At 68.7% G+C, this 24,808-nt stretch carries 26 protein-coding genes and 1 tRNA gene; 11 read left to right on the top strand and 16 right to left on the bottom strand.

All coding sequences use genetic code 11. The annotated features are described in order from the left end of the window. Positions 1–45 precede the first annotated feature (45 nt). The 3 genes from K6T36_RS03230 to K6T36_RS03220 form a co-directional block, all read right to left on the bottom strand. A complete protein-coding gene (locus K6T36_RS03230; RefSeq protein ID WP_222922574.1) occupies positions 46–690 on the bottom strand; it encodes a hypothetical protein in 645 nt (214 codons plus the stop codon). Between the two features lie 89 nt (positions 691–779). Then, a tRNA-Thr gene (locus tag K6T36_RS03225) sits at positions 780–853 on the bottom strand. Positions 854–882: 29 nt separating this feature from the next. Beyond that, the gene (locus tag K6T36_RS03220) at positions 883–1,521 is read right to left on the bottom strand and encodes a GNAT family N-acetyltransferase (RefSeq protein WP_321170476.1); all 639 of its coding nucleotides are present in this window, start codon (positions 1,519–1,521) and stop codon (positions 883–885) included. Positions 1,522–1,658: 137 nt separating this feature from the next. Between K6T36_RS03220 and K6T36_RS03215 the strand changes: the two genes are divergently transcribed. The 5 genes from K6T36_RS03215 (at position 1,659) to K6T36_RS03195 (ending at position 6,785) form a co-directional block, all read left to right on the top strand. After that, complete coding sequence (locus tag K6T36_RS03215) at positions 1,659–2,756, top strand: branched-chain amino acid ABC transporter permease (protein WP_222922573.1); 1,098 nt, start codon at positions 1,659–1,661, stop codon at positions 2,754–2,756. Further along, a complete protein-coding gene (locus K6T36_RS03210; RefSeq protein WP_225935168.1) occupies positions 2,753–4,435 on the top strand; it encodes a branched-chain amino acid ABC transporter permease in 1,683 nt (560 codons plus the stop codon). The genes K6T36_RS03215 and K6T36_RS03210 overlap by 4 nt, the downstream gene beginning before the upstream one ends. Then, entirely contained in the window at positions 4,432–5,316 is an 885-nt protein-coding gene (locus tag K6T36_RS03205; protein ID WP_222922572.1) for an ABC transporter ATP-binding protein, read from the top strand. The genes K6T36_RS03210 and K6T36_RS03205 overlap by 4 nt, the downstream gene beginning before the upstream one ends. Then, positions 5,313–6,290 (top strand): ABC transporter ATP-binding protein, encoded by a 978-nt coding sequence (locus tag K6T36_RS03200; RefSeq protein ID WP_225935167.1) that lies wholly within the window; start codon positions 5,313–5,315, stop codon positions 6,288–6,290. The genes K6T36_RS03205 and K6T36_RS03200 overlap by 4 nt, the downstream gene beginning before the upstream one ends. Positions 6,291–6,383: 93 nt before the next feature. Further along, positions 6,384–6,785 (top strand): VOC family protein, encoded by a 402-nt coding sequence (locus K6T36_RS03195; RefSeq protein ID WP_222922571.1) that lies wholly within the window; start codon positions 6,384–6,386, stop codon positions 6,783–6,785. Positions 6,786–6,867: 82 nt separating this feature from the next. Here K6T36_RS03195 and K6T36_RS03190 read toward each other — a convergent pair whose 3' ends face one another. The 5 genes from K6T36_RS03190 to sdhC all read right to left on the bottom strand — a co-directional run bounded on the left by K6T36_RS03190 (position 6,868) and on the right by sdhC (position 11,032). Beyond that, positions 6,868–7,119 carry a MarR family transcriptional regulator gene (locus K6T36_RS03190; RefSeq protein ID WP_390182313.1) on the bottom strand — a complete coding sequence of 84 codons (252 nt, stop codon included), beginning with the start codon at positions 7,117–7,119 and terminating at the stop codon, positions 6,868–6,870. Positions 7,120–7,330: 211 nt separating this feature from the next. Continuing rightward, positions 7,331–9,184, bottom strand: coding sequence for an FAD-binding protein (locus tag K6T36_RS03185; protein WP_222922570.1), 1,854 nt, complete (start codon positions 9,182–9,184; stop codon positions 7,331–7,333). Positions 9,185–9,327: 143 nt separating this feature from the next. Next, complete coding sequence (locus tag K6T36_RS03180) at positions 9,328–10,233, bottom strand: succinate dehydrogenase/fumarate reductase iron-sulfur subunit (RefSeq protein WP_222608002.1); 906 nt, start codon at positions 10,231–10,233, stop codon at positions 9,328–9,330. Positions 10,234–10,235: 2 nt separating this feature from the next. Further along, a complete protein-coding gene (locus K6T36_RS03175) occupies positions 10,236–10,607 on the bottom strand; it encodes a succinate dehydrogenase hydrophobic membrane anchor subunit (protein WP_222922569.1) in 372 nt (123 codons plus the stop codon). After that, a complete protein-coding gene (gene sdhC / locus K6T36_RS03170; protein WP_222608000.1) occupies positions 10,607–11,032 on the bottom strand; it encodes a succinate dehydrogenase, cytochrome b556 subunit in 426 nt (141 codons plus the stop codon). The genes K6T36_RS03175 and sdhC overlap by 1 nt, the downstream gene beginning before the upstream one ends. A gap of 198 nt (positions 11,033–11,230) precedes the next feature. Here sdhC and K6T36_RS03165 point away from each other — a divergent pair, with 198 nt between their 5' ends. Then, positions 11,231–12,151, top strand: a complete 921-nt coding sequence (locus K6T36_RS03165) for a DUF7351 domain-containing protein (RefSeq protein WP_222922568.1) — start codon at positions 11,231–11,233, stop codon at positions 12,149–12,151. A 13-nt stretch (positions 12,152–12,164) separates the two neighbouring features. Here K6T36_RS03165 and K6T36_RS03160 read toward each other — a convergent pair whose 3' ends face one another. Beyond that, the gene (locus tag K6T36_RS03160; RefSeq protein WP_222922567.1) at positions 12,165–13,187 is read right to left on the bottom strand and encodes a succinylglutamate desuccinylase/aspartoacylase family protein; all 1,023 of its coding nucleotides are present in this window, start codon (positions 13,185–13,187) and stop codon (positions 12,165–12,167) included. A gap of 186 nt (positions 13,188–13,373) precedes the next feature. Here K6T36_RS03160 and K6T36_RS03155 point away from each other — a divergent pair, with 186 nt between their 5' ends. From K6T36_RS03155 to K6T36_RS03145, 3 genes are all read left to right on the top strand, one after another. Next, positions 13,374–14,732 (top strand): RimK family alpha-L-glutamate ligase, encoded by a 1,359-nt coding sequence (locus tag K6T36_RS03155; protein WP_222922566.1) that lies wholly within the window; start codon positions 13,374–13,376, stop codon positions 14,730–14,732. Between the two features lie 85 nt (positions 14,733–14,817). After that, positions 14,818–15,021, top strand: a complete 204-nt coding sequence (locus tag K6T36_RS03150; protein ID WP_222922565.1) for a DUF5786 family protein — start codon at positions 14,818–14,820, stop codon at positions 15,019–15,021. Positions 15,022–15,270: 249 nt separating this feature from the next. Next, positions 15,271–15,876, top strand: a complete 606-nt coding sequence (locus K6T36_RS03145; RefSeq protein WP_222922564.1) for an archaellin/type IV pilin N-terminal domain-containing protein — start codon at positions 15,271–15,273, stop codon at positions 15,874–15,876. A 97-nt stretch (positions 15,877–15,973) separates the two neighbouring features. On the opposite strand, the gene K6T36_RS03140 is transcribed toward K6T36_RS03145, so the two are convergent. Continuing rightward, positions 15,974–16,633 (bottom strand): DNA-3-methyladenine glycosylase family protein, encoded by a 660-nt coding sequence (locus K6T36_RS03140; protein ID WP_222922563.1) that lies wholly within the window; start codon positions 16,631–16,633, stop codon positions 15,974–15,976. 167 nt (positions 16,634–16,800) lie between these two features. Between K6T36_RS03140 and K6T36_RS03135 the strand changes: the two genes are divergently transcribed. Continuing rightward, positions 16,801–18,780, top strand: coding sequence for a 3-hydroxyacyl-CoA dehydrogenase/enoyl-CoA hydratase family protein (locus tag K6T36_RS03135; protein WP_222922562.1), 1,980 nt, complete (start codon positions 16,801–16,803; stop codon positions 18,778–18,780). A 152-nt stretch (positions 18,781–18,932) separates the two neighbouring features. Here the strand turns inward: K6T36_RS03135 and K6T36_RS03130 are convergent, their stop codons facing one another. From K6T36_RS03130 to K6T36_RS03115, 4 genes are all read right to left on the bottom strand, one after another. Next, on the bottom strand, positions 18,933–19,550 hold the full coding sequence (locus K6T36_RS03130; protein WP_222922561.1) for a class I SAM-dependent methyltransferase: 618 nt from the start codon (positions 19,548–19,550) through the stop codon (positions 18,933–18,935). Between the two features lie 68 nt (positions 19,551–19,618). Then, the gene (locus tag K6T36_RS03125; RefSeq protein ID WP_222922560.1) at positions 19,619–20,443 is read right to left on the bottom strand and encodes an SDR family NAD(P)-dependent oxidoreductase; all 825 of its coding nucleotides are present in this window, start codon (positions 20,441–20,443) and stop codon (positions 19,619–19,621) included. A 405-nt stretch (positions 20,444–20,848) separates the two neighbouring features. Next, positions 20,849–22,000: a galactonate dehydratase gene (gene dgoD, locus K6T36_RS03120; protein WP_222922559.1), complete on the bottom strand. Its 1,152-nt coding sequence runs from the start codon at positions 21,998–22,000 to the stop codon at positions 20,849–20,851. 57 nt (positions 22,001–22,057) lie between these two features. Continuing rightward, positions 22,058–22,522 (bottom strand): DUF7988 family protein, encoded by a 465-nt coding sequence (locus K6T36_RS03115; protein ID WP_222922558.1) that lies wholly within the window; start codon positions 22,520–22,522, stop codon positions 22,058–22,060. A gap of 113 nt (positions 22,523–22,635) precedes the next feature. Between K6T36_RS03115 and K6T36_RS03110 the strand changes: the two genes are divergently transcribed. Continuing rightward, positions 22,636–22,899: a BolA family protein gene (locus K6T36_RS03110; RefSeq protein ID WP_222923339.1), complete on the top strand. Its 264-nt coding sequence runs from the start codon at positions 22,636–22,638 to the stop codon at positions 22,897–22,899. A gap of 33 nt (positions 22,900–22,932) precedes the next feature. On the opposite strand, the gene K6T36_RS03105 is transcribed toward K6T36_RS03110, so the two are convergent. Together K6T36_RS03105 and psmA are read right to left on the bottom strand one after the other, a co-directional pair. Continuing rightward, positions 22,933–23,754: an MOSC domain-containing protein gene (locus K6T36_RS03105; protein ID WP_222922557.1), complete on the bottom strand. Its 822-nt coding sequence runs from the start codon at positions 23,752–23,754 to the stop codon at positions 22,933–22,935. A 133-nt stretch (positions 23,755–23,887) separates the two neighbouring features. Further along, positions 23,888–24,649 carry an archaeal proteasome endopeptidase complex subunit alpha gene (psmA, locus tag K6T36_RS03100; protein ID WP_222922556.1) on the bottom strand — a complete coding sequence of 254 codons (762 nt, stop codon included), beginning with the start codon at positions 24,647–24,649 and terminating at the stop codon, positions 23,888–23,890. Between the last annotated feature and the right edge of the window lie 159 nt (positions 24,650–24,808).

Below are 24,808 nucleotides of genomic sequence, written 5' to 3'. Positions count from 1 at the left end.
GGAAACGGAGGTTCACATGGATCCGATCGGCCCTGAATTCCGGTTCTAGTCGCTTCCACATTCGTCCCAGACTTCTTGTTGACTGTAGATCAGTGATACAGCACTCATGAGTCCCATCACACCCGGGGCATTCGGACCACCCGATGACCGAATGTTCTGCTGGTACTGTTCGATTGCGCCGTAGCACCCGGTGTCAACATCGAATCCAGCGGCGATCGCATCGTGGATCGTCCACTGGTCATAGGTTCCGCCCCAGAAGCTCACACTGTTATCTTCGCAGATCTTGAGCTCGATACCGTAGATACCAGGGTCTAATTCGAGTGGTGGGACCCAGCGGAATCTCTCTTCAGTCTGTTCGTTCGGTGAGAGAGTGACCGCGTTTCCTCCCAGAACCCCGGGCTCCAGATACATCCGGTCATGATATTCTCCGATATCCTCCGAGAACAGGTATGGGATCACCCACGCTACCTTCTCCTCATCGTAGGTGTTCTCCAGTTCGACGACGAGATGAGTTCCATCGCCCTCGTCAGGATACACGGTGCTGTCTTCGATATCGAATCCCCGGATACTGATTGAACCGTCAGGCCAGCTGGCTTCGGTAGTTTTCACGGAACCTACCACCCCACCCCCACCGACGAGTCCGGTGGCACCCACCTTTCGCAACAGCCCGCGTCTGGTAACCTCGGGCATATATCAAACGATTACCCAAGCGTTGTTATATTTTTTCTCGGTGTAGGAACGGTTGCAACGTCAGACGGCCACACGTGGTCCGACAGAACAGCCGGGGGCGGGATTCGAACCCGCGAAGTCTCGATTACAAGTCGAGTGCATGCACCGCCCATGCTCCCCCGGCGCGTACTGGGGTCGTACTGCGTCCTCCGTTTAATCGGTATCGCTTCCGTCCCCCGGGATGGACTTCTCCAGCTCGACCCGGTGAGGCTCGTACCCGTGTCGGTCGTAGAACCGTTTCGCGTCCGCGTTGTCGGCCATCACCTCCAGCGAGATCACGTCGGCGCCGGCGTCCGCGAGCGAGGACTCCGCGGTCGCGAGCAGCCGCGACCCGACGCCGGCGCCACGGTGGCGCTCGCGAACGAACAGGTTGTAGACGACCCCGCGCGTCACGTCGAGATCGTAGCGCCCGGACTCGACGCCGAAGGTAACGAACCCGACGATCGCACCCGGTTCCGAGCGCGGCGAGCCCGTGCCGTCCGAATCCGCTCCGTCCGTCTCTGTGTCGTCGAGGTCTGCCTCGCCCGAGTCGGGCCCCCGGGCGACGACGAGCCCGTCGGTGACGACCGCGCGCGCGGCGGCGTCGGCGGCGTCCGGGCGGTTCTCCGCGCCCGCGAGGTGTGTTCCGTACGAACGCTGGCCGTCCGCGAGGGCGACCCACAGGTCCGCCACCGCGTCGACGTCGTCCATCGTCCCGGATTCGACCGTGACGCTGTCGCCGGCTGAACCGGCCTCTCCGCCGTCGAGGCGGTTCAGATCGGGTGCATCGGCGTCCGGCGGATCGAGGGGCATCCGATCGAAGGAAACGGTCGCGACCGGCTTGGCCCTTGTGCTCCCCCGCCCGTCATGTCGGTTCGGCGACGCTGTGCTGCGGGTGAGAGAACGGTTAAGTGCGTCGGGCTACCTCCGAATCGTGAGAAGGAATATCAATGGGCATTAGCGAAACGTACTCACGCGGCAGAGACCTGGCCGTCTCGCGGCCGTTCGTCCTCGTCGTGGTCGGCATCATCGGGCTTCTGGCGTTCGATCTCGTCCGTCAACTCGCCGCCCCCGGTGGCCTCACGGCCGGCCAACTCGCCTCGTTCCTGTGGGACGGGCTCGTTGTCGGGCTCTCTATCGGGCTCGCGGGCGTCGGGCTCTCGATGACGTACAGCATTCTGAACTTCGCGAACTTCGGCCACGGCGACTACGTGACCTCCGGCGCGTTCGCCGGCTGGGCGGTGACGTGGGCGTTCGCCGGCGCCGGGCAGTTTGACCTGACGACGCTGTTGTTCATCGGCTCCGTCTCGACCAGGGACTTGGGCGTGTCGGCGTTCGCGACGCCGCTGGCGATCGTCGCCGGGCTGATCGTCGCGGCGGCGGCCACGGTCGTGCTCTCGCTCGTCATCGACCGGCTGGTGTACAAGCCGATGCGCGACGAGGGCGGGATCTCCCTGCTCATCGCCTCGATCGGCGTCGCGCTGGCGCTGCGGTACACGATCTACATCGTCTTCGGACAGCGCACCCGCGGGCTCACCGACGCGCAGTCGGTGCCCGAGCTCGCGCTCGGCGGCGGGTTCGAGGTCGGCGGACACGAGGTCGCGCTCGTGCTCATCGCGGCCGGGCTGATGCTCGGCGTCCACCTCCTGTTGCAGACGACGAAGCTCGGGAAGGCGATGCGCGCGATGGCCGACAACGAGGACCTCGCGCGCGTCACCGGCATCCCGACCGAACGGGTCGTCCGCTTCACGTGGATCATCGGCGCCGGGCTCGCGGGCGCCGGCGGCTTCCTCATCGCGCTCGAACGCGGGGCGATGAACTTCCAGTTCGGCTGGGTCCTCCTGCTGTTGATCTTCGCGGCGGTGATCCTCGGCGGCATCGGCTCCATCTACGGCGCGATGTTCGGCGGCGTCACGATCGGCATCGCACAGAGCATCTCGCTCGTGTGGCTGCCCAGCGAGTTCTCGACAGTCGCCGCCTTCGGCGTCATGATCTTCGTGCTGCTGTTCAAGCCCGACGGCATCTTCTCGGGGGTGACGACGGCGTGAGTTCCCCGACGGAGTCGGTCGACACGGGCGACCGGACCGCGGACGCCGGCGACGACGACAGCCGGACGATCCCCGGCTGGACGCCGTACCGGGAGTGGTTCCGCGACCGCTGGAGCGAGGGGGGCGCCACGGCGTGGGCGACCGCGCTCGGACATCTGCTGGTCGGGGGCGTCCTGTTCGCGCTCGTGGCGGGCTTCGACCTCGGGACGCTCCCGATCGGCGGGAGCCTCATCTGGTTCGTCTATCTCTCGATCACCGTCGGGGTGCTGTACGTCGCCACGGCGCCGCCGAGCGAGCCGTACGTCGCGTGGCTCGAGGACCGATGGATGGAGTCCGACGCCGACAAGCTGCTCATCATCCTCGGCCACGTCGTCGTCGTCTTCTTCGTGTTCGCGGTCGCGCTCGGGCTCCCGTTCAACGGGCTCATGGGCGCGCTCAGTTCGGTGTTGTTCTTCACCGCGGTGTACGCGATGTTGGTGCTCGCGCTCAACCTCCACTGGGGGTACGCGGGGGTGTTCAACATCGGCATCGCGGGGTTCATGGCCGTCGGCGTGTACGTGATGGCGATCCTTTCCTCGTCCACGGAAGCGAGTGCGACGTCGGTCCCCGGGCTGGGGCTGCCCCTCCCGATCGGTATCCTCGGCGGCGTGCTCGCGGCCGCCCTCGTCGGCCTGGTCGCGGCGCTTCCGGCGCTCCGGCTGCGGGCGGACTACTTCGCCATCGTCACCGTCGCGCTCTCGGAGATCATCCGGCTCACGCTCAACTCCCGGACGCTCCAGGAGTTCACGATCGCCGGCGTCACGACCGGCACCGGCGGCGCGACCGGCATCACGATGCCCGGAAACCCGGTCAGGCTCCTGTTTTACGACGGGTTCGGCGCCGGCGCCGAGCCCGCGCTGCTGGGGGCGATCCTGTTCCCGTCGTTCCGTGACCTCCGGGTGGAGCTGATCCCGCCTGGATCGTCGTGGCTCGGGGTCGTCCCGCTGCCGGCGTTCACGCTCGATCTCGCCGTCCAGCCGTCGGTTATCAGCAACTGGGCGTACGTCGTCGTGCTCGCGGGGTTCGTCGCGCTGTTCTACGTCCTGCTGGTCCGCACGGGGAACTCCCCGTTCGGCCGCGTGCTGAAGGCGATCCGCGAGGACGAGATGGTCGCCAAGTCGCTCGGGAAGGACACGAACCGCTTCAAGATCGTCGCGTTCATGTTCGGCTGCGGGCTGATGGGGCTGGGCGGCATCCTCTGGCAGGGGAGTCAGGGGTTCACAAACCCCGGCGCATTCCGGCCGATCATCACGTTCTACATCTGGGTCGCGCTGATCATCGGCGGCGCCGGCTCCAACACCGGGAGCGTCCTCGGGGGCGCGCTGTTCGCGGGTGCCCTCTGGGAGGGCCCGGTGTACGTCCGGCGTGTCGTCACCAACTACGTCGACTTCGGGGACACGCCGAGCACGTTCCCGGCGGCGGTCGGGCCGTTCATCGAGGGCGAGGTGCTTCCGTTCCTCGCGTTCATGCTCGGCAACGTCTCGGCGCTGCGGTTCATCCTCGTCGGCGTCATCCTCGTGGTGCTGATGCAGCGGCGTCCCGAGGGGCTGCTCGGCCACCGCAAGGAGGAGGCCGCGGCGATCCCGCTGACCCGTCCCGACGGCGGCCACGACGCCGCCGACGACGGAGGTGCACAATGAGCGCGGAGGACGCGTCCGGACGGCCGGACGCCGACGCGACCGACGGCGACGCCGCCGACTCGGCCGACTCGGACCCGTCGCAGGCGACCGCACAGGGTGCGCGCGACGCCGACGACCACCCGCTGGTCGTCGAGAACCTCCGCAAGACGTTCGGCGGGATCACCGCCGTCGACGACGCGAGCTTCTCGGTCGCCGAAGGGTCGCTCACCGGGCTCATCGGGCCGAACGGCGCGGGCAAGTCGACGACGTTCAACTGTATCACCGGCGTGCACACCCCCACCGCGGGCCGGGTGACGTTCCGCGGGGACGACATCACCGGAATGGCGCCCCACGCGATCGCCCAACAGGGGCTCGTGCGGACGTTCCAGATCGCCCGCGAGCTGCCGGAGATGACCGTACTGGAGAACATGATGCTGGCGCCGAAAGGGCAGGTCGGCGAGCGGCTCACCAACGCGGTCGTCCCCGGGCTGCGCGGCCGGGTCGTCGAACAGGAGGAGGAGCTCCTCGAACGAGCGTGGCAGCAGCTGGAGTTCTTCGAGATCGACCACCTCGCCCAGGAGTACGCGGGGACGCTGTCGGGCGGTCAGCGCAAGCTGCTGGAGATGGCGCGCGCGCTGATGACCGACCCCGAGATGGTGCTGCTCGACGAGCCGCTGGCGGGGGTCAACCCGACGCTCGAGGAGAAGCTGCTCGACCGCATCCACGAGCTGCGCGACAGGGGGAACACGTTCCTCTTCGTGGAACACGACATGGACGTCATCATGAACAACTGCGAACACGTCATCGTCATGCACCAGGGGTCGGTGCTCGCGGAGGGCACCCCCGAACAGATCACGAACGACGAACGCGTCGTCGAGGCGTATCTCGGAGGCGACGTATGAGTGGCGAGAACGAGCGCAGCGAGCCCCAGACCCGCGAGGACGACCGAAGGGAGTCCTCGAACCGAACGGGGAGCAGTGCGGGGCGCGAGCGCAGCGAGCGCCCCGAGAAGTCGAGCGGGGAGCAAAGCGACCCGCGAGACAGCGAAGCGACCCGGGAGGACGCGACGGCGACCGAAGAACCGCCGGCGGATACCGATGCGACCGAGGGCCCGGCCGACGCCGACGGGTCGACGGGCGCTACCCGCGCGGACGAGGCGACGCTCCCGGACGATAGCCTGCTCCGGGTCCGGGACCTCGACGCCGGCTACGGCGACCTCCAGATCCTCACCGACGTGGACCTGGACGTGGGCGACGGCGAGTACGTCACGATCGTCGGCCCGAACGGCGCCGGCAAGTCGACGGTGATGAAGTCCGTGTTCGGGCTGACCAGCTACATGGGCGGCACCATCGAGTTCGCCGACGAGCCGATCCACGGCCTCCAGCCCGACGAGATCATCCACGAGGGGATCGGCTACGTCCCGCAGAACGACAACATCTTCGAGAGCCTCACCGTGCGCGAGAACCTCGAGATGGGCGCGTACATCCTCGACGAGGTGCCCGAGGAGCAGATCGAGGTCATCTACGACCGCTTCCCGATCCTCCGGGAGCGCTCGGACCAGCGCGCGGGCACGATGTCGGGCGGCCAGCGACAGATGCTCGCGATGGGCCGCGCGCTCATGCTCGATCCCGACCTCCTGTTGCTCGACGAGCCCAGCGCCGGGCTCGCGCCCGATCTGGTGCAGGAGATGTTCGACCGCATCGACCGCATCAACGACGACGGCACCGCGGTCCTCATGGTCGAGCAGAACGCCAAGCAGGCGCTGCGCCGCTGTGACCGCGGCTACGTGCTCGTCAACGGCGAGAACGCCTACGTCGACTCCGGCGAGGCGCTGTTGAACGACGAGCAGGTCCGCAAGGACTTCCTCGGCGGCTGAGGGGCACGGAACCCGCGCCGGGGCCGGCACGGCGCCGCGCCCGTCGCCGGCGACGCCGACAGGTTCAGCGTCCCCGGACGCGTCCGTTTCCGGATGGACCCATCGATCAGTATCGTCACGCTCGGCGTCGACGACCTCGCGGTATCGGTCGAGTTCTACGAGGACGGCCTCGGGCTCCCGAAACACGACGACGAGGGCGAGATCGCGTTCTTCGAACTGTCGGGAACGTGGCTGGCGCTGTACCCGCGCGAGGCGCTCGCGGCCGACGTGGGGGTCGACCCGGAGGGCTCGGGGTTCGCCGGCGTCACGCTCGCGCACAACGTCGACGGCGAGGCGCGCGTCGACGAGGTGCTCGCGGAGGCCGAACGTGCCGGCGCGACGGTCGTGAAGTCCGCGACACACGCCGAGTGGGGCGGCTACTCCGGCTACTTCGCCGACCCGGACGGGCACCTGTGGGAGGTCGCGCACGCGCCGGACTTCTCGCCGGGACCGTGAGGCGTCGGGGGACGCCACGCCGCTAACATCCGCGACGCGGCCGCTGGAGGACTCGGTACGGGCGTAAAAACTCGGGAATCGCCTACGCCAGCGCGTAGCGACCGTCGGCCTTCTCGACGTGGCCCGCCTCGCGCAGCGTCTTCAGAATGGAGTACAGCGAGATCCGTTTCATCGAGAGCCCGTCACAGAGGTCGTCCTCACAGACGGCGCCGTGGGTCGCCAGGTACAGATACACCAGCTTCGCCCGGGGCGAGGAGACTCCGTCCGGAAGCCGCGTCATCGGCGTCTCGGCGTTCGACTGCTTCTCGACCGCGTCCGCGTGCGTCGTAGCCATCTTGAACGCACCCAACGCTTCGACACACGTAAAACTACGGTACGACGAACGTCGAAATCGTTTCTGGCGGCCGTTCACGCCGGTTTCGGCGGGGCTCAAGGAATCACGCGGTTTCGAGTAAATCTCCCACTCCCCGGATCGGGCCGGGAGTTTCGACTGTTGACGGCGAGCGACGACGTGAGAAGGCGCGGACGTCGTGAACCGGGGTCGGTCAGTACGAGCGGATCTTCGGCTCGTACTCCTTGTCCTCGCCCTCGAGGATGACCGGCCTGTACCACAGTTCCGGCGTGCCGTCGTTCCACGACAGCATCGTGTGCTTGAGCCACTCCTCGTCCCTGCGCTCCTGGTGCTCCTTGCGCCAGTGGGCGCCGCGGAACTCGTCGCGCGCGAGCGCGCCGAGGGTGATCGCCTCCGCCAGGTCGAGGATGTTGCGCGTCTCCAGCGTCTGGATGAGGTCGGTGTTGAACGTGCGCGAGGGGTCCTTCACGAACACGTCGCGGTACCGCTCGCGCGCCTCCGCGATGTCCTCGAGCGCCCGCTTTAGACCCTCCTCCTCTCGGAAAACGTTCACGTGCTCCGTCATCGACTCCTGGACGTCCGAACGGATCTCGGCGTGTTGGACGCCGTCGTCCTTCTCCATGAGCGACTGCACGCGCTCGCGCTCGCGGGTGACCGCGCGCTCGACGATGTCGTGGCCGTCGCCGGAGCCGGTCTCGGCGGCGACGCCCCCGTCGGCGACCGCGTCGCCCTCGCCGCCCGCGGGCTCGACCTCGCCGGGCTGGACGGGCGTGTCGACCTCGCCGAGCTCGTACTCGCCGCGCTGGCCCGTCTCGATCTCGGCGGTGCCGAGGTCCTTGCCCGCGGCGTGGGCGCCCGCGCGCTTGCCGAAGACGATGAGCTCGGGCAGCGCGTTGCCGCCGAGGCGGTTCGAGCCGTGGACCGAGGCGCAGGCGCACTCGCCCGCGGCGTACAGCCCGCCGACGCACGTCTCGCCGTTCTCGTCGGTCTCGATGCCGCCCATCGCGTAGTGCTGGCCGGGCTTGACGGGCATCGGCTCCTCCAGCCCGTCGACGCCCTCGAAGTCCTTCGCGAGGTGGAGGATGTTCTCAAGCCGGTCGAGGATCCGCTCCTCGCCGAGGTGGCGCATGTCGAGGTGAACGTACTCGTCGTCGATGCCGCGACCCTCGCCGACCTCGCTCAGCTCCGCGCGGGCGACGACGTCGCGGGACGCCAGCTCCCCGTCGTTGCTCGCGTAGCCGTACTCGAACATGAACCGCTCGCCCTCCGAGTTGTAGAGGATGCCGCCCTCGCCGCGGACGCCCTCGGAGATGAGCACGCCCGTGCTGGGCAGGCTCGTCGGGTGGAACTGGATGAACTCCATGTCCTCGATGGGGACCCCCGCGCGGTAGGCCATCGCCACGCCGTCGCCGGTGTTGGAGACGGCGTTGGTGGTGTGATCGAACACCTGGCCGGGGCCGCCGGTCGCGAGGATGACGCCATCGGTGGCGCGAAAGCCCGACAGCTCGCCGCTCTGGATGTCGTAGGCGACGACGCCGTGACAGGTGCGGTCCTCGGGACGCTCCTCGTCGGTGACGGCGAGATCCGAGACGTACCACTCGTCGTAGACGGTGATGCCGCGCTTGACGAGCTGCTCGTACATCGTGTGGAGCAGCTGGTGCCCGGTCTCGGCGCCCGCGTACGTCGTCCGCGGGAACGAGAGCCCGCCAAACGGCCGCTGGGAGACGCGGCCGTCCTCCTCGCGGGAGAACGCCATCCCCCAGTGTTCCAGTTGGATGACCTCCTTCGGGGAGTCCTTGCAGAGCGTCTCGATGGCGGGGGCGTCGCCGAGGTAGTCCGACCCCTTCATCGTGTCGTAGGCGTGGTCCTCCCACGAGTCCCCCTCGCGCAGGGCCGCGTTGATGCCGCCCTCCGCGGCCCCGGTGTGACTGCGAACCGGGTGGAGCTTCGAGACGATGGCCACGTCCGCGCCTTCCTCCTGGGCGGCGATGGCAGCGCGGAGTCCCGCGCCGCCGGCGCCGACCACGATGACGTCGTGTTCGTACATGTGTCGTGTGTTGTGTGTTTCCGTGTGTCCGCGTTCGGTCGCTGTTCGCCGCGCGGGCGCCGACATCCGGGTCGTTGGTACCCGCGCTTCGGGTTCCGTCTACTTCAATCGCGTGTCGATACCGGCCGTTGAGCCGCCCGAGCCTACCAGAACTTCAGGTTGCTCTTGACGGCCTCCCGCTTGAGCTCCTGGATGTGCTCGGTCAGCGGGATGTCCTTCGGGCACACCTCGGTGCACGAGAACTGGGTCTGACACCGCCAGACGCCGTTCTCCTGCTCGAGGATGTTGAGCCGGTGCTGCTTGCGGTCCTCCCCCTCGCGCTCGTCCATGGCGAAGCGGTACGCCTTGTTGATCGCGGCGGGGCCGAGGTACTCGTTGGTGCCCGCGGCGATGTTGCACGAGGACATGCACGCACCACACCAGATACAGCGCGTGGACATCTTCACCTTCTCGCGGTTCTCCCGCGTCTGGCGCTGCTCCTCCAGCTCGCCGTCGGGGAGTTCGTCGGCGTCGAAGTACGGCTCGACCGCCTCCATCTGGTCGTAGAAGTGGTCCATGTCGACGACCAGGTCCTTCTCGACCTCCGCGTGCGGGAGCGGTTCGACGCGAACCGGCTGGTCCAGGTCCGACAGCTGCGTCTTGCAGCCGAGGCGCTGGCGGCCGTTGACGAACAGCGCGTCCGACCCGCAGATCGCCTGCCGGCAGGAGTGGCGGAACGTGAGCGAGGAGTCGAACGTGTCCCGAGCGTAGATGAGCGCGTCGAGGACGGTCATCCCCTTCTCGTAGGGGACGTGGAAGTCGTCGAAGCGGGGTTCCTGCTTCCCCTCGACCTCGGGGTCGAATCGGAACACCTTCAGGTGGTACGTGTCGTCGTCGCCTTCGGCGCGCTCGGCGGCCTCCCGTCGGGCGCGCTCCTCGCGGTCGGCGCGGGCCTCCGCCTTCTTGCGCATCCGCTCCTCCTGTGCGGGCGCCAGCGGCTCGTCGTGCTCGACCTCGGTCTCCGCCTCGGTCTCCGTTTCCGTCTCCGTCTCTGGAACTTGTGTGCTCATTGTCAGAAGGTGGGGAGCCCCGCCCAGGCGTTCGCGGTGCGGATCCCCTGCACGACGAGCACCAGGCTCGCCGCGATCAGCGTGTACTTGACGACCTGTTTCTTCGTGCCGGTCAGCCCCTGGTTCTCCAGCGCGTTGTAGACGCCGTTGACGCCGTGGAACGTCGCGGTGACGAGGAACAGCACCATCAGCGAGTAGTAGGTGAGGTCCGTCATCCGGGCGCTCGAGGCGAGGAACGTCACCTCGTCCGCGTGGTTGACGAAGTGGAGCAGGAAGAAGTGGAACGCGAGCACCACCACGAGGAACGCGGCGGTGATGCGCTGCCACAGCCACCGGCGCCCGCCCTTCTCGAACGAGGAGTAGCGCTCGGCCATCAGCCGAACACCCCCGAGAGGAACGTCGGCACCGACGCCACGACGATGGCGCCCGTCAGCACCAGCGACGCGTAGAAGCTCTTGTCCTGGCTTTCCAGCCCGATCCCCAGGTCGACCAGCAGCAGCCGGCAGCCGTTCAGGATGTGGAAGACGGCCACCGCGAGCAGCCCGACCTCGAGGATGCGGACGACCAGCAGGCTCTCGAGGTTCTGGATGACCATCGTGTACACGTCGTTCTCGGCTGCGATCCGCTGCGTCTGCCCGGCCGCGGAGATGGCGGTACTCAGCACGGCGATATGGGTGAACAGGTAGCCCACGAGCACCCAGCCCGTGAACTTGTGGAACACCCAGGCCCACATCCCCGCCGAGAACTCCCGCCACCGACCGAAGTCCTCGACGAGGCCCCTGTCATACGACTGGCTCATACGTCCGTGGCTCCGTCCTATGGGGGTATAGTAGTTACGTGACGCACTCGCACGCCCGCGGGGCCGATCGCCGCGGGGTCGGGCCCTCGACCGGCCGAACGAGACACCGAGAACGACCTCTACCGCCGGATCGCCGAGGGCTCGGCGAAGGTGTCCGACTGCGTGAACGTTATGCCGCCGTGCACCGCACTGGCGGTAGTGACCGATCGGTCGACGGAACGCGCGGTCGACGCGTTCTCCTTTCTCGGCGACGACCTCCGGCTGTCGATCCTCCGCGTGCTCGCCGAACACGAGGAGCGTGCGGGTCCCCGGACCGACCCCATGGCCTACAGCGACCTGCGCCGCGCCGTCGGGGAGCGCGACAGCGGGAAGTTCGGCTACCACCTCGGAAAGCTCGTCGGGCGGTTCGTCGAGAAGACGCCGGGCGGCTACCGGTTGCTCGAACCCGGCCGGGAGACGGTTCGACTCTTGGAACGCGGCATCGTCGACGGCGACGCCGACCTCGAGGCCGAGCCGGTCGACGCGCGGTGTCCCCGCTGCGGCGGCGACGTACACGTGATCTACGCCGACCATCACCTGTTCACCTGCTGTTCGGCCTGCGAGGGACTCTTCGGCGCCGACGAGTGCCCCTCGGGGACGCTCACGGGGATCGTCCTTCCGCCGACGGCCGTCGAACAGCTTGATCCGACCCCGCTGTTCCGGCGGGCACACCGAGTGTTCGAACGCCGGCTGCGGCCCATGGTCGACGGGATCTGTCTGGAGTGTGGGGGCGTCGTCGACGGCCGGCTCAGGCAGTGTCTCGACCACGACCGCGACGGGATCTGTCCCGACTGTCACGCCGCGTATCCCGTCCTCGCGGAGGTCGTCTGCGAGACGTGCGGCAGGGGGCGCGTGACCCATCCGCTGTTCGGGAACCCCGGGGCCGACGGGATCGACGCCCGTCCCGAGCGGCGGGGCGAACCCGCCGAACCGACCGCCGCCGGCGAGGCCGCCTGGCGGCGGTTCGGCGAGTTCATCACGTGGTCGGCGTCCCCGCGGGAGGACGGGACCGTCGTCTTCGAGCCGCCGGAGGGAGGGAGCGGTGTCGTCGTCGCTCCCGACCTGCGCGTCGTCGAGTGAACGGGTCGGCCGGCTACCCCACCGTCCCGGACGGGCTCTGGTCGAGTTCGACCACCCGCCGGGTCCGCTCGTCGAGTTCGACGAGGTGACACAGCGGGTTCCCGGGGTACACGACCGGGTTCTCGAGGATCCCGACGAGGAGTCCGGTGAAGGGGGCCTCGACGGGGGCGTTGTCGTTCTTGAACGGGTTCGTGATGGTGCAGACGGTGTCCCCCTCGTGGACCAGCGACCCCCGCTCGAAGTGCATGTCGACCATCCCGCCGGCGTCGGCTCTGAGCCACGTCTTCTCGCGCTCCTCGGTGATCACGGTCCGCCAGCCGGGCCAGCGGACCTGCTCGGCCTCGAGCATGCCGTACTCGGCGAACGTCGACCGAACCCCGGAGAGCGCCTCGTCGATGAGCGCCCGCTGGAAGCGGTGTGCCTCGCCCATCTCGACGGTGATCGCCGCGATGTCGTCGGTCACCGCCTCCGTCCGGAGCATCCCCGAGGCGCCCTCGCTGTCGATGATGACGTTCGTCCCGTACGCACGGGCGAGGCGGGCGGCGTCGGGGTCGCCCATGTCGGCGCGGACGTGGATCATGTTCGTCCGCCCTCGCGTCGACGTGTGGAAGTCGAGGCCGAAGTCGCACGGCTCGATGAAGTTCGTGTAGATGCGCGCGGCCATCCGCTTGGCGCTCGTCGAGTCGGCCGACCCGGGGAACGAGCGGTTCAGGTCCCGGTCGTACACCGGGAGGTAGCGCTGTTGGGCGAGGAACCCGGGGACGTTCAACACGGGCAGACAGATGATCGTCCCGCACAGCTCCGAGAGGTCCCACTCGTGGGCGACCTCCCTGACGACCTCGATGCCGTTGAGCTCGTCGCCGTGAGCGGCCGCCGAGAGGAACGCCGTCGGGCCCGGTCGCTCGCCGTTGATGATCGTCACCGGGATCCGGACCGGGTCGCCGAGGTACGTCTCCGACACCACGAACCGGATGTTCTGTCGCTCCCCCGGGTCCACCCGGCCCCCGTTGTACGTGAAGGCGTCGGCGTCGGTCATGATCGCCGGTGTGCGACCGAGCGTGATAAACTACCGCGTCGGCCGGTCGGTTGACGGCCCGACCGGCGGACAGACCACCAGGCTGACGGACCGCACGGCGACGGGTCGACCGGCGGCGCGTGATCCCGGTTCGCACGCCGTTCGGTCGACCGGGACACATTTGACGCCGCCGACGAGTCAGTTTGTATGAGTGGAGATCCGGTACGCGTCGGCGTACTTTCGCTGCACACGAGCAAGGAGACGAAGGCTATCTGCAACGCGATCGAGGCGCTCGGTCACGAGCCCGTGTGGCTCCGTCGCGAGAACGCGGCCGTCAGCATCGAGGACGGCGAAGTAACCATCGAGCCGGAGGTCGACGTGATCGCCAACCGGATGCTGTTGTCGAACATCGAACAGCCGGCCGAGGGGCTCGGGCTCGCCCACACGTTCGGCCGCGCGCGACCGGTCCTCAACGATCCGTCCGCGGTGCTCACGGCGATGCACAAGTTCGCCTCCGCCGTCGCGCTGGCGGAGGCCGGCATCCGCGTGCCGGACGCGCTGCTGGCGCTGTCGAACGACCGCCTCAACGAGGGCCGCGCCCGCTTCGGCGAGGAGGGCGTGTACAAGACCGCGATCGGTACCCACGGCGGCGGTACCTGGAAGATCCCCCTCGACGAGCCGGTCAACCCGATGGTCGGGAACAGACAGGCGTTCCTCCAGGACCTCATCGACCGCGACGACGAGCGCCACCACGACACCCGCGTGTACGTCGTCGGCGGCGAGGTCGTCGCCGCGATGAACCGCTACGCGCCGGAGGGCGACTGGCGCACCAACGTCGCGCTCGGCGGCGACGTGGAGGACGCGACCGGGACCCTCGACGAGGAGGTGCGGGAGATGGCGCTCGACGCGACCGAGACGATCGGCCTCGACTACGCCGGCGTCGACCTCGTGCAGGGGTACGACGGGTGGTACGTACTGGAGGTCAACCCCACCGCCGGGTTCAAGGGGCTGTTCAAGGCGAGCGGCCGCTCGCCGGCTCCCCACATCGCTCGGCTGGCGATCGAGCGCGGCGGCGGCGCCGTCGACGACGACAGCGTCGCCGAGCTGTCGGCGGTGCTCGACGATTCGACGCCGGCGTGCATGCCGCCTCAGCGCCGGATCAACGACGGCCAGACCACGCTCATCGGCTACATCGAGGAGGTCCACGTGGCCGGTACGCGGGGGTCGACCCAGGCGTTCGCCAAGTCCGACACCGGCGCGACGCGCTCGTCGATCGACACGAAGCTCGCCGCCGAGATCGGCGCCGGCCCGATCAAGAGCATGACCCGGATCAAGTCCGGCTCCGTGAAGTCGGGGAAGGCTCGACCGGTCGTCGACCTCGTCGTCGGCATCGGCGGCGAGCAACACACGGTCACCGCCAGCGTGGAGGACCGCTCGCACATGGAGTATCCCGTGCTTCTCGGACGCGACATCCTCCAGCATTACCGCGTCGACGTGCAGCGGCGTGCCGACGAGGGTCGTGACCCCGAGAGCGACGAGGAGGAGGAAGAGGGAAGCGAGGAGTAGGACGGCGCGAGGAGTAACGCGGCAGCGACTCACACTCGCCCGACAGGCCGGGTCGCTTATCCCTCTCGGCTCACCACTGTGGGGTATGGGCTTCGGGAGCTACGACGAATCCGAGCAGGAGCGTCAACAGAACGACGGCGGCGACGCGGGCGACGGCTCGACCGTCGACGCCCACGAGAACGAACACGAGGGCGAGGCGAGCTTCGAGGCGGGCGCCTCCACCGACGACCTGGTCTCGCAGCTCCAGACGATGAAGGACGACGGCGACGACGACGGCGACGACGAGTAATCCCGGTCCACGCGGTTCGCGTCTTCCTGACCGGACCGACCGATCCCGCCCGCGAGGCGCGCCCGTTCGGCATCCGGTTTTCCGTTCATTCCCGTTTTCCGTTCATTCGACGCTTCCCGACCGCAGTGGCGACGACGCTGCCCGTCCCGTTATCGACGCTGAAACTCGGCGGCGAAGGTATATCAACGCGCTCGGCGCCGATCCGGGTATACCCGATCCGCCGTCGCGGACGGGTCGGAACGAGACACAATGTTCGAATTCATCACGGACGAGGAAGAGCGCGGGCAGGTCGGGATCGGGACGCTCATCGTGTTCATCGCGATGGTGCTGGTGGCAGCGATCGCCGCCGGCGTCCTCATCAACACCGCGGGATTCCTCCAGAGCAAGTCGCAGGAAACGGGTCAACAGAGCAGTAAGCAGGTCAGCGACCGCGTGCAGGAGGTCGCCACCGTCGGCAACGTGACCAACGCCGGCGAGATCGACCTCGTGAACGTGACGGTGACGCAGGCGCCCGGCGCCGGCGAGATCGACATCCAGAACGCGACGGTGTCGTGGATCGACAACAGCGGGACCTACCAGCTCGTTTCGACCACACAGAACTACACCGCCGGTAGCGGTCCCACCGGCGACGAGTTCTCCTACGTCGCGGTGAAGGACTCCGACAACTCCGATAACGTCCTCAACGACGCCGACGACCGCCTGAACCTCGTGTTCGACGTGAGCGAGTTCACCGGGGAGGAGCTGACCGAGGGCGACGAGGTCACGATCAAGATCAACACGATGGCCGGCGCGACGACGAGCATCCGCTTCACGGTGCCCTCGTCGCTCGGACAGAAGAGCGCGGTCGAGCTGTAAGTCGGCTCGCCGCTTCTCGATCTCTCGATCTCAGCTGCCACCGAGTGGCGACGCGGCCGGTTCGGGACGCCGGTGCGGACGCTCCCCGTCCCGTCCCCTACTCGTCGCCGACGACCTCGTCTACCCCGGCGGCGATGTCCTCCTTCGCGCGCCACAGGTACAGCGACGCGTAGCTGCGGTACGGCGCCCACCGCTCGGCTTCCTCGACCATCTCCGCGCGACTCATCTCCCGGCCGTACAGCTCCTCCATCCCCTTCCGGATCCCGAGGTCGCCGACGGGGAACACGTCCGGACGACCGAGGGTGAACAGTAACTGCATGTTCGCGGTCCACTCGCCGACGCCGGTGATCGCGGTCAACTCCTGGCGGACCTCGTCGTCGCTCATCGCGGCGAACGCCTCGTGGTCCCAGTCGTTGTCGGCGAACGCCTCGGCGACGTTGCACACGTACCGCGTCTTCTGTCGGGAGAGCCCCGCGTCCTTCAGCGTCGTCTCCTCGGCCGCGAGCAGGCCCGCGGGCGTCACATCGACGGCGTCGAACAGGCGCTCGCGCGTCGCCTTCGCGGACGCCATCGACACCTGCTGACGGAGGATCGACACGACGAGTCGCTCGAAGGGATCGGCGGCGGGTTCGATCGTGAGCGGTCCGTGTCGGTCGATCACCGGACCGAGCAGGTCGTCGTCGCGCAGCGCCGAGAGCGCCTCGCGGTCGCTCGGGTCGAGCTCGTCGAACGCGTCGGCGTCCGCATCCACTGGCATACCCCGTGGTGGGGGCGCGGGCGAGAAACGGCTTTCGGGGATCGGGGGAAGATTTCGCGGGGACGAGAGGCGATTCGAGGCGGAGCGAGCAACTCCGGAAAACTGGTGTCGTGTTCCCGTCGCGGCGGAGGGAAACGTTGAATCGGGGGGACTTCGAGGCGAGTCACATGGACGTTGATGACGTAGACACGGTCGCGGTATTGGGCGCCGGAAACATGGGTCACGGTATCGCGGAGGTCGCCGCGCTCGCCGGGTACGAAGTGAACCTGCGGGACATCAACGAGGAGTTCGTCCGGAACGGCTACGACCAGATCGAGTGGTCGCTCGGCAAGCTCGCCGAGAAGGACCAGATCTCCGAGGAGGAGGCCGACGCCGCCCTCGACCGGGTGACGCCCGTCGTCCCCGTCGAGGACGCCGTCGCCGACGCGGACCTCGTGATCGAGGCGGTACCCGAGAAGATGGACATCAAGAAGGACGTGTACGCCGAGGTCGAGGAGCACGCCCCCGACCGCGCCGTCTTCGCGTCGAACACCTCCAGCCTCTCCATCACGGAGCTGTCGGAGGTGACCGGGCGCGAGGAGCGCTTCTGCGGGATGCACTTCTTCAACCCGCCGGTGCGCATGCAGCTCGTCGAGGTCATCTCCGGCGCCCACACGTCGGCCGAGACGATGGACCTGGTCGAGGACGTGGCCGAACGGATGGGCAAGACGCCCGTCCGGGTCCGCAAGGACTCGCCCGGCTTCATCGTCAACCGCGTGCTCGTCCCGCTGATGAACGAGGCGGCGTGGCTCGTCCACGAGGGCGAGGCGACGATCGAGGAAGTCGACTCCACGACGAAGTACGACATGGGGCTCCCGATGGGGAGCTTCGAGCTGGCCGACCAGGTCGGCATCGACGTGGGCGTCCACGTGCTGGAGTACATGCACGAGGTGCTCGGCGACGCCTACGAGTCGTGCCCGCTCCTCGTCGAGAAGGTCGACGACGAGAACCTCGGCAAGAAGACCGGGACGGGCTTCTACGACTACGAGGACGGCCCCGGTGCCGAGGTGCCCTCCGACGGGGCCGACGAGGGCGTCAAGCGCGCCCTGCTCGCGGTCATGGCGAACGAGGTCGCCGGCCTGATCGGCAACGACGTGGCCGACGCCGGCGACATCGACCAGGCGGTGAAGCTGGGCGCCGGCTTCCCCGACGGGCCCGCGAAGATGGCCGACTCGGTCGGCCTCGACGCACTGCTCGAGACGCTCGACGAGCGCCACGAGGAGACGGGCGCCGAGCGGTACGAGGCGGTCGACTACCTCCGGGACCTCGTGGACGAGGGTCACGGCTTCTACGGCAGTGACGACGACGACGGCGAGGGTGCGGTCGACTTCGAGACGATCCGCATCGAGCGCGAGGGGCGCGTCGGCCACATCGTCCTCGACCGCCCCCACCGGATGAACACCATCTCCGGCGAGCTGCTCGACGAGCTCGGCGTGGCAATCGACGAGCTGGAGGCCGACGACGACGTGCGCGCGGTGCTGGTGACCGGCGAGGGCGAGCGGGCCTTCTCCGCCGGCGCCGACGTGCAGAGCATGGCCGCCGGCGGCGGCGACCCCCTGCACGCGGTCGAGCTCTCCCGGAAGGGGCAGTCGACGTTCGGGAAGTTCGAGTCTTCGGACCTCCCGGTCGTCGCCGGCATCGACGGCTTCTGCCTCGGCGGCGGGATGGAGTTCGCCACCTGCGCGGACCTGCGCGTCGCCTCCGAGCGCTCGGAGCTGGGCCAACCCGAGCACAACCTCGGCCTCCTGCCGGGGTGGGGCGGCACCCAGCGCCTGCGCCACATCGTCGGCGAGGGGCGCGCCAAGGAGATCATCTTCACCGCCGAGCGCTACGACGCCGAGGAGATGGCCGACTACGGCTTCGTCAACGAGGTCGTCACCAACGACGAGCTGGAGGCGCGTGCGATGGAGCTGGCGCAGGATCTGGCCGGCGGGCCGCCCGTCGCCCAGCGCTACACGAAGCGCGCGATGCTCGCCGGGCGCGACGACACCGACGCCGGGCTGGAGATCGAGGCACAGGCGTTCGGGCAGCTGATGAACACCGACGACCTCATGGAGGGCGTGATGGCGTTCATGTCCGACGAGGAGCCGGAGTTCGAAGGGAAGTAAACGAGGTCGAGCGAGCACCGCGAGCGAGACCTCGGCGAAACGGCGGAGAGGTCCCCGTGCCGAGCCGCCCAGTAAGAGAGCGAGCGTCTCGGCGCAGCGGCGGCGAGCTCCCTGTGGCGAGCCGCCCACTATGTACGCGAGACTGTTTCCGGTCAGGCTAGCTTGAACGCCCGGACCGTATCCCGCTTCGTCGGCTCCTTCACGACCTGCACGCCGCCAAACTGGGAGAACACGTCCTTCCAGTTGCGGTGATACAGCGGGAACTCGTCGTTGACGTAGCTCACCTCGGCGCCCTCGCGGCCGCGCTGTGCTCCGTTGCCCTCGTTTTCCACGGTCACGAGCAGGTCGGAGGCGACCCGGACGACCTCCTCGAACACCCACGTGTCCTCGGGGTGGACGTGCTGGAGCGTCTCGACCGAGTAGACCGCATCGAAGGCGTCGTCCTCAAACTCGGGGAGCAGGTCCTCGATGGCGCCCGTGTGGAACTCGCCCGTCTCCGCGAGGTCGGGGAAGTACTCGGCCATCACGTCGAACGACTCGTCGTTGATGTCGACGCCGGCGAGGTCCCCGAAGCCGTTGCGGCGGAGGTGTTCGAGGTGTCGACCGGAGCCGCAGCCGAGTTCGAGCACCCGGGCGTCGGCGCCGACGTAAAAGTCGATCGCCGAGCGGAGGGCGTCGCTCGTGTCGTCGGGGCCCTTTTCGGCGTAGTAGCGCGGGGAGAACTCTCCCTCGCGCTCGGCCCAGTCGTCGCGGACCTCGTCGGGGTTCATATCCGGGGGCAGGGGACGCTGCGGTTTACCTCCGCCGGAGTCGCGGTGGAGCGCCGGCCGGAGCAGCGCTACTCCTCGCGGCGCTCGCGGTAGTCGGGGAGGAAGTCGTCCTGCAACACGGCGTCGCGGCCGCCGTCGACCGTCAGGCTCGCGCCGGTGACGAAGCCGGCCTCGTCGCTGGCGAGGAACGCGACCGCCGCGGCCACGTCGCCCGGAACCCCGATCCGGCCGGTCGGGTGGATGCTCGCGAGCTCCTCGCGGCGTTCCTCGTCCATGTCGCCGGTGGTGCGGTCGATGGCGACCCAGCCCGGGTTCACCGTGTTCACGCGAACGTCGGGGCCGAAGTCGATCGCCATCGCGCGGGTCATCCCGTTGATCCCCGCCTTGACGGCGTTGTACGGGAAGATGCTCGGCGTCGTCGCGAACGCGTGGTTGCTGGACATGTTGACGATGGCCCCCTCGTCCATGTGCTCGCGGGCGTGCTTGGCACAGAGCCAGTAGGAGCGGAAGTCGGTTTCGAGGACGAAGTTCCAGTCGTCCAGCTCGGCCTCGTCGGCGGCGGTGTACGTCTCGACGCCGGCGTTGTTCACGAGCACGTCGAGGCGGCCGAACTCGTCGGCGGTGGCCTCGAAGAGCGCCGCGATGTCGTCGGGCTCGCGCATGTCCGCGCGGACGAAGACGGCCTCGCCGCCCAGGTCCTCGATGGCGGCGACCGTCTCCGCCCCGGCGTCCTCGCTGCGGCCGGTGACGACGACCTGTGCCCCCTCGGCGGCGAGGCGCTTGGCGACGCCCGCCCCGATCCCGCGGGTCGAGCCGGTGACGACGGCGACCCTGTTCGCGTATCGCGCTCGCGGTTCGAGTTCGTCGATGGCGGAGGTGTCGTAGCTGGTCATTGTTCGTGTTACGTGTCTCGGTCGGGTGCCTTGATGCTTGGTTCGTGATCGAACCGTGTCGCCGCCGAGTTCGTCGGTGAGCTCGTCGCGGTGACTGCGGCCGCCACCCCGGTGTCTGTGGCCGCCGTCACGGTGACTGTGGCCGCGACGACCCGTCCGAAAGCCCCCGGCGGGCTACGCTCGCGCGACTCGCTGCGCGCGCTCGGTCGCTCACGGTGTTCGCTCCCTCGCGTGCTTACGTCGTCGGGCTTCGCGTAGCCCGCCGGCCCCTTTCAGTCCCGCCCTGTTCCCGGTCCGGTCATCGTCGCTGGCGGTTGTTCGGCGTCGTCGGCCCGGACTACCCCGATATCGCCGTGGGTAGTCGGAAGTCGCCGTTCGCCGTCGGTCGGGGATCGCGTCGTCGGCTCACCACTCGGCGACGCTGCCGTCGGGGCGACGCCAGACGGGGTTGTGCCAGTCGTCGTGGCCCTCGCGCTCGCGGAGCACATCCTCGTCGATGTCGACGCCGAGCCCCGGGTCGTCGGGCACGGGCACGAAGCCGTCCTCGTACTCGAACACCGAGGGGTCCGCGAGGTAATCGAGCACGTCGCTCGTCTCGTTGTAGTGGATGTCGAGGGTCTGCTCCTGGATCAGGGCGTTCGGGGCGACCGCGTCGATCTGGAGACACGAGGCGAGCGCGACCGGGCCGAGCGGGCAGTGGGGCGCGACGGAAACGTCGTAGGCGCCGGCCATCGACGCGATGCGGTGGCACTCGGTGATGCCGCCCGCGTGGCTCAGGTCCGGTTGGATCACGTCGACGGCGTTCGTCTCCAGCACCTCTTTGAAGTCGGTGCGATGGAACATCCGCTCCCCGGTCGCGATCGGGGTGCTCGTGCTCGCGGCGATATCGGCGAGGGCGTCGTTGTGCTCCGGCAGGACCGGCTCCTCAATGAAGAACGGATCGTGCGGTTCCAGCGCCGCCGCCAGTTGCTTCGCCGCGGTCTTCGTCGCGCGGCCGTGGAAGTCGACGCCGATGTCGACCTCGTCGCCGACGGCCTCCCGGACCGTCCGGAGGCGCTCGGCGGCCTGATCGATCGTGTCGGGCGATTCGACGCGCTCCAGCTCCGGCGTCGCGTTCATCTTCAGCGCGGTGAAGCCCGCGTCGACCTTCGCCTCGGCCGCCTCCGCGACGCCCGCGGGCCGGTCGCCGCCGACCCACTGGTACACGCGGACGCGCTCGCGAACCGGGCCGCCGAGGAGTTCGTGAACTGGCGCGCCGAGGTGCTTGCCCTTCAGGTCCCAGAGGGCCTGGTCGATCCCCGCGATGGCGGACATGAGCACGGGACCGCCGCGGTAGAACCCACCGCGATACAGTCGTTCCCAGTGGTCGGCGACGGGTGCGGGGTCCTCACCGAGCAGGTACTCCTCGACGAGTTCCTCGACGGCGCCGCGGACGGTCCGCGCGCGCCCCTCGACGACCGGTTCGCCCCAACCGACGGAGCCGTCAGCACACTCCAGTTTCAGGAACAGCCACCGCGGCGGCACCGCATACAGTTCGTAGTCGACGATCTCGGTCATACCTCGGGGTTCGCGTCCCGGGTGAAAACTCCACGGTGTCGTGTCCTCCTCCCGGCGTTACCGGAGTTCGACGGTCAGCGTCTCGCGAACGCCGCGATCGAGCCGGCGGTATCGCGGCGACGCGCCCGATCGGTCCACGTCGAACACGCGGACGGTGATCACGAGTCGCCCTCGGTCGGGGAGCGTCGCCCGCACCACGGGCCCGGTCGCGGTCACGACCAGGTACGGCGGGGCCGGGACGGGCGAGGCCGGCAGGTCGACGCCCAGCGCGTTCGCGCCCGTCGCGAGCATCGCGGGGAGATAGTCGAGCACGTCCGCGGCCTCGAGCGCCCCGCGCAGCGCCGGCACCACCGCGTCGCGATCGGCCGTCCGGGGAGTGTCGCCGTGGCCGGGGTCGTCCCACCGTCCGGCGACCGCGTCGGCGACGGCGTCGACGGCGTCGAACAGCGGGCCGTGCTCGGACAGCAACCGCTCGCGAACCGCGTCCGCGGGGTCGTCGCCCTCGGCGGTGCCGGCGCTCACGACCGCCCGTTTCCCGCCTCGGCTCGTAAGCCCGTCGGGACCGCGCGTCCGCCGATGTCGACGCCCGCACCGACCGCTTTTTCCCCGACGACCGCCCACTCTCGCCCATGAGCATGAGCACCGAGGAGGTCGAGGCGGCCATCGAGGCCGGCATCGAGGACTGCGAGGCGACCGTCACGACCCCGCGAGCGCCCGACCCGGACCACGAGGACGCCCACTTCGCCGCGGTCGTCGTCTCGCCCGCCTTCGAGGGGAAGTCGCTCGTTCAGCAACACGAACTCGTGTACGACGCCGTCGGCGACGCGATGACGCGGGAGGTGCACGCCCTGGAGATCAAGACGTACACGCCCGAGGAGTACGAGGAACGCGGGGAGTAGGACGGCTGCCGATTCCCGGCCGCGGCCAGACTCTCACTCCTTCTCGACGTCGAGGACGCGCATGTCGTCGCCGACGCGGAGCGTCGCCCCCACGCTCGCCTCCGGAACCTCGGTGTTCACCATCAGCCGGAAGGCGTGATCGAAGCGCCCGCCGCCGCTCCACGGGGGCATCGTCTCCTCGCGCTTTCCGATGAACCGGGTCCGGAAGCCGTCGAGTTCCTCCCCCGTGTCGGGGTTCCTGGACGGAACGACGCAGCGCTGGCAGGGGTTCACCCCGATCAGCTCGGCGTCGCTGACGCGGGCCCGGACGCGCTCGCCCGGCTCGGCAACGAGTCGGTCCTCGAAGAACGGTTCCTCGCTCGCGAGTTCGACGTTCGCGCGGAAGCGTCGTCGCATCGAGTCGACCGTCACGCCGTCGAACCACGAGGCGATCTCGCGGAGCGTCCCCGTCGAGATCACCGTCGGGCCGGGCAGCTCCGTGTCGTCCGGATACCCGCCGTCTCGCTCGCCCGTCAGCGACACCTCGTACCCGAGGAACGACCCGAGCCACGACTCGATCCCGTCGCGGTCGTCGTCGAGGTGGAAGGCGGCGGCGTCTGGCGCGTCCGCGTCGTGCGGGGCCGTGAGCCGGACGGTCCGACCGTCGAGGTCGAAGTCGGCCGAGACACGGTGGATCCGCCGTTCGTTCTTCCCGTTCACGTAGTCGCCGTCGGCGTCGAGGATCGCGAACTCGCGGTCGGGGGCGAGCCCGCCGGCCTGCGCCAGGGTTGCGGCGTCAACGTCGACTCCGTCGAGCGACTTGATCGGGAACACGCGTATCCGATCGAGCGTCGTCGCGAGCGCGTCGTCGGTCATCGTCCGTCGTACGACGCCGGCGCCGTTGAATCGACCGGTCCGATGTCGGCGTCGCCGACGCGGTCGCTATCGCCGGAGCACGGGTGGAGAAAACGGAACCCGGTTCGAACGGCGTCGCGGCCGAGCGAGCGCGTTACTCTTCGGCGTCGTCGTCCGCGTCTTCGTCCGCGTCCTCCTCGGTATTCAGATCGAGACCCTCGACGAGGTCGGCGATCTCGTCGGCCGTGAAGGAGGTGTAGCCGTCCTCGGAGACGGTCGCGAGCGAGACATCGTTCGGGGTGAGCTCGTCGTTGACCTCGAACAGCGAGCGCAGCGCGAGGCTGATCCCGTCGTCGAGCGTGAGCTCCTCGCTCCACTCCTCCTCCAGGAGTTCCTGGATCTCCTGGCGGGACCCGCCGATCGCGGTCGCCTTCCACTCGTGGGGCGTCCCGGAGGGGTCGGCGCCGAACAGGCGTGGCTTGCCGTCCTCGAAGCCGCCGACGAGGAGCGCGGCGCCGTACGGGCGCGTGCCGCCGCGCTGGGTGTTCTCCTGGATGTGGTCGGTGACGTACTTCGTCAGCGTCTCGACGCCGACCGGCTCCGTGTACCGCAGGCGGTTGCCCTGTGCCATCCGGCGGGCGTAGTCGATGAGCTGGCGGGCGTCGGCGACGTGGCCCGCGCTGGCGGTGCCGATGTGGTCGTCGAGCTTGTGGAGCTTCTCGATCGACTCCGACTCCATCAGGCTGGAGGACGCCTGTGCCTGCGCCGCGAGCACGACGCCCTCGCTCGTGCGGACGCCGACGGAGGGAGCGCCCCGGGAGACGGCCTCGCGGGCGTACTCGACCTGATAGATCCGGCCGTCCGGGGAGAACAGCGACGTGCCGCGGTCGTACGCCTGCTGGTCGTTCCCCCTCATCGGTCACCACCGACGTGAGTCGTCGTCGCGAGTGCGGTCATCGCTCCAGGGTATGGGTCGACGCCGGAAAAAGCCTCCCTAAACGGAGTTTTAGCGAACGACCGAAAACCGCGGGACGTGACCGCTGAGGGGACCGAGTCGGACGCGACCGGTGTCGGC

The organism is Halobaculum roseum, assembly GCF_019880245.1.
GTDB classification, from domain to species: Archaea; Halobacteriota; Halobacteria; order Halobacteriales; family Haloferacaceae; genus Halobaculum; species Halobaculum roseum.
The sequence above is the reverse complement of the archived record's forward strand: the minus strand, read 5'-3'. Positions and strand labels throughout refer to the sequence as shown.